A 10946-nucleotide genomic window follows, 5' to 3' on the forward strand; every position below is an offset into this window, starting at 1 on the left:
AAATAGAGGGCTTCCAGCCGATTCCAGCGAACGGGTCTATCAGACGAACCGCACCGAATGCCGCGCATTGTAGCCGCATGATTCAGGACTGACGACTAAGTGTTTCGGTGCGCCGAGCGGCGGATCAGACCAATGACCGGCAATAGTCCGACCAGAACCAGGGTCAGCGCCGGCAACGACGCCCTCGCCCATTCGCCTTCGCTGGTCATTTCAAAGATCCGCACGGCCAGCGTGTCCCAGCCAAACGGGCGCATCAGCAGGGTTGCGGGCATTTCCTTGAGCACGTCGACGAACACCAGCAACGCTGCGCTCAAGGTGCCGGGCAGCAACAGCGGCAGATACACTTTGAAAAACAGTCGCGGCCCACTGACACCCAGGCTACGTGCCGCTTCCGGCAAAGATGGCCGTATACGCGCCAGACTGCTTTCCAGCGGGCCGTAAGCGACGGCAATAAACCGCACCAGATACGCCATCAGCAACGCCGCCAAACTGCCAAGCAGCAACGGTTTGCCCGCACCACCGAACCAGCTGGACAGCGGGATCACCAGTTCTCGATCCAGATAACTGAAGGCAAGCATGATGGACACTGCCAACACCGAGCCCGGCAGGGCGTAACCGAGGTTGGCCAGACTTACTCCGGAACGGATCGCCCGAGTCGGCGCCAACCGTCGGGCAAACGCCAGCAGCAACGCAACGCTGACGGTGATCAATGCCGCCATGCCACCCAAATAGAGGGTGTGAAGGATCAGCCCGGCGTAGCGCTCATCGAGATCGAAACGCCCACGCTGCCAGAACCACACAACCAATTGCAAAACCGGAATCACAAACGCGCAAGCGAAGACCAGTGCGCACCAACTCATCGCCGCGAAGGCCTTGAACCCGCGTAGGTGATACAGCGCCTTGATCCGAGGCCGCTCGTTGCTCGCCCGGTTCGCGCCGCGTGCACGACGCTCGCCGTAGAGCACCAACATCACCACCAGCAACAACAGGCTGGCCAGTTGCGCCGCACTGGACAGGCTGAAAAAGCCGTACCAGGTCTTGTAGATCGCCGTGGTGAAGGTGTCGAAGTTGAACACCGAGACCGCGCCGAAATCTGCAAGCGTCTCCATCAACGCCAGCGCTACACCTGCGCCAATCGCCGGACGCGCCATCGGCAACGCTACGCGCCAGAAGGCTTGCCAGGGTGATTGGCCAAGCACGCGCGCGGCTTCCATCAGGCCTTTGCCCTGAGCGAGAAACGCAGTACGCGCCAACAGGTAAACGTAGGGGTAGAACACCAGCACCAAGACCAGAATCACCCCGCCGGTGGAGCGAACGCGCGGCAGCCGAAGGCCAGAACCGAACCATTCACGCAGCAGGGTTTGTACCGGCCCGGCGAAGTCGAGCAGGCCAACGAAAACGAAGGCGAGCACATAGGCCGGGATGGCGAAGGGCAGCATCAACGCCCAATCGAGCCAACGGCGGCCGGGGAATTCACAGAGGCTGGTGAGCCAGGCGAGGCTCACACCGAGCAGCGTCACACCGAAACCGACGCCGAGTACCAACGTCAGCGTGTTGCCCAGCAGGCGCGGCATCTGGGTTTCCCACAGGTGCGACCAGATCTGTTGATCGATGGTCTGCCATGACAGCAGCAGAACGCTCAGGGGCAACAGCACCAGCGCGGCAATGGCGAAGACGATGGGATACCAGCGGCGTTGGGCGGGGTGGGCCACTTTTGGGACTCTGGAGGGATTGGGGTGTTCTTGAGCTTTGTGTTTCAGGTCAGGATTGTTGCCCTCACCCTAGCCCTCTCCCAGAGGGAGAGGGAACTGACCGTGTAGTTTATGGGAATTACGCCGACCTGAGATATCGAGTCGAACTCAGGATTTGAAAACCAACGCAAATCGGCTCCCTCTCCCTTGGGGAGAGGGCTGGGGTGAGGGGCTGGATCTTGAAGCAAACAAAGCAATCAGAAAAGACTCAGTTCCAACCCGCCCGATCCATCATCCGAATCGCCTCAGCCTGGCGCTTGCCCGCCACTTCCACTGGCAAGGTGTCGGCAATGAACTTGCCCCATGCGGCCACTTCTTCCGAAGGTGCAACGGCAGGGTTGGCCGGGAATTCCTGGTTCACGTCGGCGAAGATTTTCTGCGCCTCAGGCGTGGTCATCCACTCGACCAGTGCCTTGGCGGCTTCCGGGTGAGGTGCATGTTTGGTCAGGCCGATACCCGACAGGTTGACGTGCACACCGCGATCCGCCTGATTCGGCCAGAACAGTTTCACCGGCAGTTCCGGCTTCTGCTTGTGCAGGCGACCGTAGTAGTAGGTGTTGACGATGCCGACATCGCACTGCCCGGCGTTGATCGCTTCGAGCACTGCAACATCATCGGAGAACACGTCGGTGGACAGGTTATTGACCCAGCCTTTGAGGATCTTCTCGGTCTTCTCGGCGCCATGCACTTCGATCATGGTCGCGGTCAGCGACTGGTTGTAGACCTTCTTCGCCGTGCGCAGACACAGACGACCTTCCCAGTTCTTGTCGGCCAGCGCTTCGTAGGTGGTCAGTTCGCCCGGCTTAACCCGCTGGGTGGAATAGGCGATGGTCCGTGCGCGCAGGCTCAGGCCAGTCCAGGCGTGGCTGGAAGCCCGGTATTGCTGCGGGATATTGGCGTCGATGGTTTTCGAGGTGAACGGTTGCAGGATTCCCATCTGCTCGGCCTGCCAGAGGTTGCCGGCATCGACGGTCAGCAGCAGGTCGGCGGTGGCGTTTTCGCCTTCGGCCTTGATGCGCTGCATCAGCGGCGCTTCCTTGTCGGTGATGAACTTGATCTTCACCCCGGTTTTGGCGGTGTAGGCATCAAACACCGGTTTGATCAGTTCATCGATGCGCGAGGAGTAGACCACCACCTCGTCGGCGGCCTGGGCAGTGGTGCTGCCGATCAGGGTCAAGGCCAGTGCGGTCAGAAGACGCTTGGGTGCCAACATGGGAGTGGTCTCTCGGTCGGGAAATGTGGGCCAAATGATAAGGACTCACATTTACCTTCTCAATCGATCACTTGGGCAAGGAGTTACCAGATGTTGCATAGCAGGAAATTTGTGGTGAATGTGCGGACGCCTTCGCGGGCAAGCCCGCTCCCACAGGGTTTCGGGTGTACATACAATCGATATTTCACACCGATCACTGTGGGAGCGAGCTTGCTCGCGAAGAGGCCATCAGCCCCAATGAACATGTCAGAGTTTGGCGAGGGCTGGGAGGTCGCCAGTCAACCCAAGGGCTTCGCGCACAAACAACGCTTTCGCCTCAGGCATCTGCTCAACCAGTTTCAACCCGGCATTACGCAACCAACGCACCGGCAGCGGATCGGCCTGGAACAAGCGCTCGAAGCCTTCCATCGCCGCCATCAACGCCAGGTTATGCGGCATGCGCCGACGCTCGTAACGGCTCAGCACTTTCACGTCCGCCAACCGCTCACCACGCTCTTTAGCCTGCAACAGCACTTCGGCCAGCACCGCCGCATCGAGGAAACCCAGGTTCACGCCCTGCCCCGCCAGCGGGTGAATGGTGTGCGCAGCATCGCCGATCAGCGCCAGGCCTTCAGCCACGTAACGCTTGGCATGCCGCTGACGCAGTGGCACGCACAGCCGCGGATCGGCACTGAGGACTTCGCCGAGGCGACCTTCAAACGCCCGCTCCAGCTCACGGCAGAATGCCGCCTCATCCAGCGCCATCAAACGCTCGGCTTCGCTCGGTGTGGTTGACCAGACAATCGAGCACCAGTCCTGCTGACCATCGCGCTCCAGCGGCAGAAACGCCAACGGCCCGTGATCGGTGAAGCGTTGCCACGCCGTCATTTGATGCGGCTTGCTGCTGCGTACACTGGTGACGATCGCGTGATGCAGATAATCCCACTCGCGCGTCGCGACACCGGTCAGGCGGCGCACCGCCGAATTGGCGCCGTCCGCCGCGATCACCAACGGCGCGCGCAACTGGCGACCATCGGCCAGGGTCAGCAACCAGTCATCGCCGGAGCGGCGCATCTGTTCCAGCCGTGCGTTGGCCAGCATGCCCAAATCGCAATCGTGCAACCGGTCGAGCAAAGCATCCTGCACCACACGATTTTCGACGATATGGCCGAGTACATCGGCGTGCACGCTGCTCGCCGAGAAGTGAATCTGCCCGGTGCCGCTGCCGTCCCAGACGTGCATGTCGGTGTACGGACTGCTGCGCCGATTGGCGATGCCGTCCCACACGCCAAGGCGTTCGAGAATCCGCTGGCTGGCCGCCGACAACGCACTCACGCGAGGCTCGAATGGCGCTTGGGCATCGAACGGTTTGACGCTCAGCGGGCTGCCGTCGAGCAGCAGCACTTCCAGGCCACTGTCCTGCAACGCCAGCGCCAGGGCGCTGCCGACCATTCCGGCTCCGACAATCAGCAGATCTGCGCGCATTTCCATGCTTTAAGCCTGTCTCGCTTGCGGCTTGAGCCGCACGTAAAGGGTTTTACCGACCCGCGCGACAAGGTTGCCGGCGCCGTCATGAATATCGACCTGCAACTGCGGCAGGTACTTTTCGCCATTGGCGGTCTGCCGACGGACCTCATCAAGCAAGGTGTCGTCGATGCTGAACCGGGCGAACACCGGGCCTTTGCCCGGCGCGATGAAATCGATGTCGGCGGCCTTGTCCCAGACGATGTACCGCGAGCCGAGGTTTTCCATCAGCATCAGCATGAAGAACGGATCGACCATCGAATACAGACTGCCGCCAAACTGCGTGCCGACATAGTTGCGGTTGTACCAGCCCAACCCCATCGACACTTGAACATCGCGGAAGTCGTCACTGATGTGCCGCACCCGAACGCCGGCGCCGAGATACGGCGGGTAAAACGTCATCACCCAGCGCATCAGCCGCGCCTTGCCGAACGAGCGGATCAGCCAGTTACGCATCCGGACGCGTTCCTAAACCCATGGCCTGGCGGGCGAACCAGCGCTTGGCCGGCGGCAGCAGATCAAGCCCAAGCAGGCCGATGTTGCGGCCCAGCGACACCAGCGGCTGCGTGCTGCCGAACAGCCGCGTGACCTGATCGGAGAACCCCACAGTGAGGTCTTGATCGAGACGCTGCCGCTCGCGGTAAGCCTGCAACGTGGCGAAGGCGCCCAGCGGCTTATCGCTGGCCAGCAGTGCCGCGGCCAAGGCATCGGCATCGCGCAGCGACAGGTTGAAACCCTGCCCGGCAATCGGATGCAAACTGTGCGCGGCGTTGCCAAGTACGGCCAGATGCGAACGCACCTGCTCTTCGGCTTCGACCAGCGACAGCGGATACAGATGCCGTGCGCCGACCTGTTTCAACGTGCCGAGGCGGTAACCGAACACGCCCTGCAATTCGCTGAGGAAGTCGCGCTCGCTCAAATCGGCCAGGCGTTGCGCGTCCATGCCCAGACGGGTCCAGACCAATGCGCAACGGTTTTCCGGCAGCGGCAGCAAGGCCATCGGGCCTTCGTCGGTGAAGCGCTCGAACGCCATGCCGTTGTGCGATTCACTCGGGGTAATGTTGGCGATCAGCGCACTCTGGTTGTACGGACGCTGGCGCACGTTGATGCCCAACTGCTCACGCAAGCCGGAACGGCCGCCATCGGCAAGCACCGCTAGATCGCATTCAATGACGGTTTCATCATTGAGGGTCAGGCGATAGCCATCGGGCAGCGGCTCCATGCCCGTGACTTCCGCCGGGCAACGCCAGCTGATCACATCCTTGTCGACGTGCTGCCACAGGCACTGGCCGAGCCAGGCGTTCTCCACCACGTAACCGAGCGCCGGCACGCCCTCTTCCATCGCCGACAAACGCGCAGTGGAGAAGCGACCACGGTCTGACACATGAATCTGTTTGATCGGCTCGGCGCGACGGGAGATTTCCTGCCACACACCCAGCCGTTGATAGATTTGTCGGGCGCCGAAGGACAACGCCGAGGAACGTGCATCGTAGCTCGGCTGCCAACTGTCGCCGGGGGCGAACGGTTCGATCAGCACGATCTTCCAGCCGCGCGCCTTGGCGCCGGCCTGCAAGGCCAACGCCAGACTGGCGCCGACCAGACCGCCACCGATGATTGCCAGATTGACGCGACTCATGCCGCGTGTGTCCGTGCTTGCGCCATCAGCGCTTCGATCTCGGCGACGGTTTTCGGCACGCCACCCGTCAGGATTTCACAACCGGTCTTGGTCACTACCACGTCATCCTCGATGCGCACGCCAATGCCGCGCCATTTCTTCGCTACGTTCTGATTGTCCGGGGCGATGTAGATGCCCGGCTCCACGGTCAGCGCCATGCCGACTTCCAGCACGCGCCATTCGCCGCCGACCTTGTACTCGCCGACGTCGTGCACATCCATGCCCAGCCAGTGGCCGGCGCGGTGCATGTAAAACGCTTTATAAGCCTCAGTCGCGATTAACTCGTCGACGTCGCCCTGCAACAGCCCCAGCTTCACCAGCCCGCTGGTGATGACTCGAACGGTGGCTTCGTGCGCCTGATTCCAGTGTTTGTTCGGGGCGATTTCAGCAAACGCGGCTTCCTGCGAGGCCAGCACCAATTCGTAGATCGCTTTCTGCTCGGTCGAAAACTTGCCGTTGACCGGCCAGGTGCGAGTGATGTCGCTGGCATAGCAGTCGATCTCGCAGCCAGCGTCGATCAGCACCAGATCACCGTCCTTGAGCAGCGCGTCATTCTGCTGGTAATGCAGGATGCAGCTATTGCGCCCGGCGGCCACGATCGAGCCGTAGGCCGGCATCTTCGCCCCGCCCTTGCGGAACTCGTAATCAAGCTCGGCTTCGAGGCTGTACTCGTGCAGCCCGGCGCGGCTGGCCTGCATCGCGCGGATGTGGGCTTGGGCCGAGATTCGTGCGGCTTCGCGCATCACCTTCACTTCTGCCGCCGATTTATACAGGCGCATGTCGTGGAGCAGATGATCCAGGGCAACGAACTCATTCGGGGGCTGGGCGCCGAGATGCGCTTTAGAGCGGATCACGTTGATCCAGTCCATCAGGTGTCGGTCAAATTCGGGGTTGCTGCCCATCGCCGAGTACACCCGGTCGCGGCCTTCGATCAGGCCCGGCAGGATGTCGTCGATGTCGGTGATAGGGAATGCGTCGTCGGCACCGAAGTCGCGGATCGCGCCTTCCTGGCCGGCGCGCAAGCCGTCCCACAATTCGCGTTCGGCGTTGCGCTCACGGCAGAACAGCACGTATTCACCATGCTCGCGCCCGGGCATCAGGACGATGACGGCTTGCGGCTCGGGAAACCCGCTGAGGTACTGGAAATCGCTGTCCTGACGGTAGACGTGCTCGACGTCGCGGTTGCGGATGGCAACTGCGGCGGCGGGCAGGATCGCGATGCTGTTGGGTTCCATCTGCGCCATCAGGGCCTTGCGGCGACGGCTGTATTCCGCTTTCGGGATATGGGTCATGGGCGGATGGCTTTCCCTGGCAGTCGATTAATGCAGCGACGGCTTGGCGGCTGGCGGCACGTCGGCTTTTTTGCTTTCCGTGAACAGCAGCAGCGGCGCGACGCGCAGGTACTCCATGACTTCCATGTAGTCGGTCTCGCCGTCTTCGGATTCTTCCAGGGCATCTTGAACCTGGGAGATGGCTGCCAGATCCTGCAGCACTTCGGTGGCTTCGGTGCTGAGCATGCTGCTGTCGCGGCAGTTCAGGCCGAAACCGCTGAGGAAGCCCTGGCACCATTCGCCCAGCGCGGCAGCACGCTCGGTCAGTGGCGCGTCGTCGGTCGGCAGTAGCAGGACGACGGTAACGTCGTCGCCGGTCAGCTCGCCCTTGACCATCTCTTGCAGGCCGATCAGGGCGTTGCGGATGTTGTCCTGTGGCTCGCTTTCGAGCAGCTCGGCGGCATCGATCAGCCACTCTTCAGCATTGAAGCCGGCGCCGGCGCAACTGCGCCCGAGCAGCAAGCCGTGCAGTTCGGCAGGCGAGACGTTGTGGCCGCTGGAAGTCAGCAGGGTGGCAAAAGCTTGGTACGGGGAATTCGCAATGGTCATGGGCAGCTAGGCGCCAGACGGCGCTATGTCTAGAATGGAGGCCTTGTATCCTACATCGACAGACTCGCCAAGACTATTAAAGGCTGTCCGCCAGCTAACCCATCAGACAGTGAAACCAATGGAAGACAACGACCTGCAAGCGCTGATGGCCAGACTCGAGCTGCTGATTGGCCGAGTCGAGCAACTAAAGAGTCAAAATGCACTCTTACTAGCTCAGGAAAAAACCTGGCGCGAGGAACGCGCGCACCTCATTGAAAAAAACGAAATCGCCCGGCGTAAGGTCGAATCGATGATTTCGCGCCTCAAGGCCCTGGAGCAAGACTCATGAGTTCAAGCAATAGCGTTACCGTGCAGATCCTCGATAAAGAATATTCGATCATTTGCCCGCAGGAAGAGCGCAGCAATCTGGTGAGCGCCGCACGCTACCTGGACGGCAAGATGCGCGAGATCCGCAGCAGCGGCAAAGTCATCGGCGCCGACCGCATCGCCGTGATGGCAGCACTGAACATCACTCACGACCTCTTGCACAAAGAAGAGCGACCGGACGTTCAGGCCAGCGGCTCGACCCGTGAACAGGTGCGTGACTTGCTCGATCGTGTCGATCTGGTCCTGGCCGACGATCAGGACAGCAGCAAGGGCTGATTCGCCAGACCGCTTGAGGTATACTCGCGGCACTCCCTGGGGTGCTTGCCAGTTGACGATGTCCCTGAGCCGATTCGCACTACCCTGGAAGTTGCACGTTGGGCTGGTGTGCATGTCCGCCAGACGGAAAGCCTTAAAGTCTACTGCATCTTCCACCTTGAACTTTCGGGTTCAAGGGCTAAGTTGACAGCGGTTCATCCGGGGAGCCTGATTCGAATCCGATGTCGGTGAATGCCGACATCGGATTTTTTATGCGTACGTTTTCGTCCAACCTGCCGAAGCCGAACCATGACCGAACCCGCGCTGCTGCCCCGCCCGCAACTCCGCCGCCTGCTGCGCAAGGCACGCCGAGCACTGACTGCTGCTGAACAACGTCAGGCCGCCAAGGGGTTGTTCCGACAACTGGCGCAAGACCCGCATTTTCGCCGGGCAAAACACATTTCCCTGTACCTGCCCACCGACGGTGAAATCGATCCACGCCTGCTGCTGCGCGAAGCACAACGCCGGGGCAAGGCTACTTACCTTCCAGTGCTCAGTGCCTGGCCGCGAACCAAAATGGTGTTCCAGCGCATCCGCCCGGGCGAAAAACTCAAACCCAACCGCTTCCGCATTCTTGAGCCGCGTGCCAACCTGGCTCGCCAGCGCAAGATCTGGACACTGGATCTGGTGTTACTGCCATTGGTGGGTTTTGACGACGTCGGCGGACGTCTGGGGATGGGCGGCGGTTTCTATGATCGCAGCCTGGCGTATCTGGCGCGGCGCAAGAACTGGCGCAAGCCGACGCTGTTGGGTCTGGCCCATGAATGTCAGAAGGTCGAACGATTGGCGCAGGCGAGTTGGGATGTACCGTTGCAAGGCACGGTCACTGACAAGGCGTGGTATTTCGTAGGCTAGACGCCGCGTAGATCAGCGGCGTCGGGGAGGCAGTTTCAGCGTTTGAAGGCTGTCGACTGTTGAACCTGTTGTGCGATTTCAATCGGTGCGTCGGCCTTGTTGGCCCACAGGCTTTGCGCGTAACCGGTGGTCACAACGCCCAAACCAAACAAAATAACCAAAATCCAAAGCAAATCCGGTTTGCGTTTCATCGATTGCCCCCCTCAAGGCACATCATCACGATGACAGCAGCGGTTTCCATTCGTAGGCCGTGCAGCAGCGTCAAGCTTTAAAGGCCGGCATTTTGCGACAACGAGAACCTGCGCGCAAACGCTGACGTCAACCGACTGTCGGTTTGTCATAAAATTGCCCGACAACTTGCCCAAAGAACGCTTCAGGAGCAAAAACCATGGCCTATTGGCTGATGAAATCCGAACCTGACGAACTCTCGATCAAAGGCCTGGAGAAACTTGGCAAAGCGCGCTGGGACGGGGTTCGCAACTATCAGGCGCGCAACTTCCTGCGGGCGATGGCGGTGGGCGATGAGTTCTTTTTCTACCATTCCAGCTGCCCGGAGCCGGGAATTGCCGGAATTGGAAAAATAATCGAAGCGGCGTACCCGGACCCGACGGCGCTGGATCCTGAAAGCCATTATTTCGATCCGAAGGCCACGGCGGAGAAAAACGCCTGGAGCGCGATCGATGTCGCCCATGTCGAGACGTTCGCGCGGGTGTTGAAGCTGGATTATCTGAAACAGCAGACCGCGCTGGACGAAATGCCGTTGGTGCAGAAGGGTTCGCGGCTGTCCGTGATGGCGGTGACGCCGGAGCAGTGGGCGGCGGTGATCGCGCTCAAGCCCTGATTCATTTTGCGCCTGCCATAATGAATCGCTGGCAAGCCAGCTCCCACAGGATTTTCGGTGAAACACAACAATGTGATCGCCGCAGAACCCTGTGGAAGCTGGCTTGCCCGCGATGGGGCCCGCCCGGACAACAGATGTCTTACTGAATGATCAGGTTGTTGAACAACAGATCCTCGACCACTGGCTTGCCGGTCTCGTCATTCATCACTTGCTGCGTTTGCTTCAACGCTTCCTGACGCAGTTTTTCCTTGCCCTCGATGCTGCCCATCGCCTCGGTGGTCTGCTGGGTGAACAGTGCCACCAACTGATTACGAATCAGCGGCTCGTTGGCCTTGACCAGTTTGGTCGATTCTTCGCCGGTCACACGCAACGCCACGTCAGCCTTGAAGACCTTCAGTTTCATCGTGCCATCGAGCCCGTAGTTGCCCACGAATGGTGGGCTCAGGGTGATGTAGTTGACCTTCGGCGCCTCGCCTTCTTTGGCTTCTTCGGCCAGCGCTGCCACAGGCAGAGACAGGGCCAGCAACAACATGATCCACGCTTTCAC

13 protein-coding genes and 1 other RNA gene are annotated in these 10946 nt (G+C 60.7%); 5 read left to right on the forward strand and 9 right to left on the reverse strand.

Features of this window, described 5'->3' with window-relative positions; genetic code table 11:
* Positions 1 to 95: 95 nt before the first annotated feature.
* The 7 genes from ACIQVE_RS19140 to ACIQVE_RS19170 all read right to left on the reverse strand — a co-directional run bounded on the left by ACIQVE_RS19140 (position 96) and on the right by ACIQVE_RS19170 (position 8022).
* Entirely contained in the window at positions 96 to 1712 is a 1617-nt protein-coding gene (locus ACIQVE_RS19140) for an ABC transporter permease (protein ID WP_402810976.1), read from the reverse strand.
* 247 nt (positions 1713 to 1959) lie between these two features.
* Positions 1960 to 2964, reverse strand: coding sequence for an extracellular solute-binding protein (locus tag ACIQVE_RS19145; RefSeq protein WP_042561659.1), 1005 nt, complete (start codon positions 2962 to 2964; stop codon positions 1960 to 1962).
* A 246-nt stretch (positions 2965 to 3210) separates the two neighbouring features.
* Positions 3211 to 4428 carry a 2-octaprenyl-3-methyl-6-methoxy-1,4-benzoquinol hydroxylase gene (locus tag ACIQVE_RS19150; RefSeq protein WP_402810999.1) on the reverse strand — a complete coding sequence of 406 codons (1218 nt, stop codon included), beginning with the start codon at positions 4426 to 4428 and terminating at the stop codon, positions 3211 to 3213.
* 9 nt (positions 4429 to 4437) lie between these two features.
* Positions 4438 to 4923 carry a DUF4442 domain-containing protein gene (locus tag ACIQVE_RS19155; protein ID WP_402810979.1) on the reverse strand — a complete coding sequence of 162 codons (486 nt, stop codon included), beginning with the start codon at positions 4921 to 4923 and terminating at the stop codon, positions 4438 to 4440.
* Positions 4916 to 6103: a 2-octaprenyl-6-methoxyphenyl hydroxylase gene (gene ubiH / locus ACIQVE_RS19160; RefSeq protein WP_402810981.1), complete on the reverse strand. Its 1188-nt coding sequence runs from the start codon at positions 6101 to 6103 to the stop codon at positions 4916 to 4918. Before ubiH ends, ACIQVE_RS19155 begins: the two co-directional genes overlap by 8 nt.
* A complete protein-coding gene (pepP, locus tag ACIQVE_RS19165) occupies positions 6100 to 7434 on the reverse strand; it encodes a Xaa-Pro aminopeptidase (RefSeq protein ID WP_402810983.1) in 1335 nt (444 codons plus the stop codon). Before pepP ends, ubiH begins: the two co-directional genes overlap by 4 nt.
* Positions 7435 to 7461: 27 nt before the next feature.
* On the reverse strand, positions 7462 to 8022 hold the full coding sequence (locus ACIQVE_RS19170) for a YecA family protein (RefSeq protein WP_402810985.1): 561 nt from the start codon (positions 8020 to 8022) through the stop codon (positions 7462 to 7464).
* 118 nt (positions 8023 to 8140) lie between these two features.
* Between ACIQVE_RS19170 and ACIQVE_RS19175 the strand changes: the two genes are divergently transcribed.
* The 4 genes from ACIQVE_RS19175 to ACIQVE_RS19190 all read left to right on the forward strand — a co-directional run bounded on the left by ACIQVE_RS19175 (position 8141) and on the right by ACIQVE_RS19190 (position 9558).
* On the forward strand, positions 8141 to 8350 hold the full coding sequence (locus ACIQVE_RS19175; RefSeq protein ID WP_016985919.1) for a TIGR02449 family protein: 210 nt from the start codon (positions 8141 to 8143) through the stop codon (positions 8348 to 8350).
* Positions 8347 to 8664 (forward strand): cell division protein ZapA, encoded by a 318-nt coding sequence (locus tag ACIQVE_RS19180; protein WP_402810987.1) that lies wholly within the window; start codon positions 8347 to 8349, stop codon positions 8662 to 8664. The genes ACIQVE_RS19175 and ACIQVE_RS19180 overlap by 4 nt, the downstream gene beginning before the upstream one ends.
* A 30-nt stretch (positions 8665 to 8694) precedes the next feature.
* Positions 8695 to 8873: non-coding RNA, 6S RNA (ssrS, locus tag ACIQVE_RS19185), on the forward strand.
* Between the two features lie 79 nt (positions 8874 to 8952).
* Positions 8953 to 9558, forward strand: a complete 606-nt coding sequence (locus ACIQVE_RS19190; protein ID WP_402810989.1) for a 5-formyltetrahydrofolate cyclo-ligase — start codon at positions 8953 to 8955, stop codon at positions 9556 to 9558.
* Between the two features lie 35 nt (positions 9559 to 9593).
* On the opposite strand, the gene ACIQVE_RS19195 is transcribed toward ACIQVE_RS19190, so the two are convergent.
* Positions 9594 to 9749, reverse strand: a complete 156-nt coding sequence (locus ACIQVE_RS19195; protein WP_402810991.1) for a hypothetical protein — start codon at positions 9747 to 9749, stop codon at positions 9594 to 9596.
* Between the two features lie 197 nt (positions 9750 to 9946).
* Here ACIQVE_RS19195 and ACIQVE_RS19200 point away from each other — a divergent pair, with 197 nt between their 5' ends.
* On the forward strand, positions 9947 to 10399 hold the full coding sequence (locus ACIQVE_RS19200) for an EVE domain-containing protein (protein ID WP_402810993.1): 453 nt from the start codon (positions 9947 to 9949) through the stop codon (positions 10397 to 10399).
* 139 nt (positions 10400 to 10538) lie between these two features.
* Here ACIQVE_RS19200 and ACIQVE_RS19205 read toward each other — a convergent pair.
* The coding region (locus ACIQVE_RS19205) for a flagellar basal body-associated protein FliL (protein ID WP_402810995.1) at positions 10539 to 10946 on the reverse strand (408 nt) is incomplete at its 5' end.

It is taken from the genome of Pseudomonas sp. NPDC098747, assembly GCF_044760045.1.
Lineage (GTDB): Bacteria > Pseudomonadota > Gammaproteobacteria > Pseudomonadales > Pseudomonadaceae > Aquipseudomonas.

Coding starts and splice junctions, on each gene's coding strand:
- ACIQVE_RS19145 (WP_042561659.1), bottom strand. CDS start 2,964: ATGTTGGCACCCAAGCGTCTTCTGACCGCACTGGCCTTGACCCTGATC.
- ACIQVE_RS19150 (WP_402810999.1), bottom strand. CDS start 4,428: ATGCGCGCAGATCTGCTGATTGTCGGAGCCGGAATGGTCGGCAGCGCC.
- ACIQVE_RS19155 (WP_402810979.1), bottom strand. CDS start 4,923: ATGCGTAACTGGCTGATCCGCTCGTTCGGCAAGGCGCGGCTGATGCGC.
- ubiH (WP_402810981.1), bottom strand. CDS start 6,103: ATGAGTCGCGTCAATCTGGCAATCATCGGTGGCGGTCTGGTCGGCGCC.
- pepP (WP_402810983.1), bottom strand. CDS start 7,434: ATGACCCATATCCCGAAAGCGGAATACAGCCGTCGCCGCAAGGCCCTG.
- ACIQVE_RS19170 (WP_402810985.1), bottom strand. CDS start 8,022: ATGACCATTGCGAATTCCCCGTACCAAGCTTTTGCCACCCTGCTGACT.
- ACIQVE_RS19175 (WP_016985919.1), top strand. CDS start 8,141: ATGGAAGACAACGACCTGCAAGCGCTGATGGCCAGACTCGAGCTGCTG.
- ACIQVE_RS19180 (WP_402810987.1), top strand. CDS start 8,347: ATGAGTTCAAGCAATAGCGTTACCGTGCAGATCCTCGATAAAGAATAT.
- ACIQVE_RS19190 (WP_402810989.1), top strand. CDS start 8,953: ATGACCGAACCCGCGCTGCTGCCCCGCCCGCAACTCCGCCGCCTGCTG.
- ACIQVE_RS19195 (WP_402810991.1), bottom strand. CDS start 9,749: ATGAAACGCAAACCGGATTTGCTTTGGATTTTGGTTATTTTGTTTGGT.
- ACIQVE_RS19200 (WP_402810993.1), top strand. CDS start 9,947: ATGGCCTATTGGCTGATGAAATCCGAACCTGACGAACTCTCGATCAAA.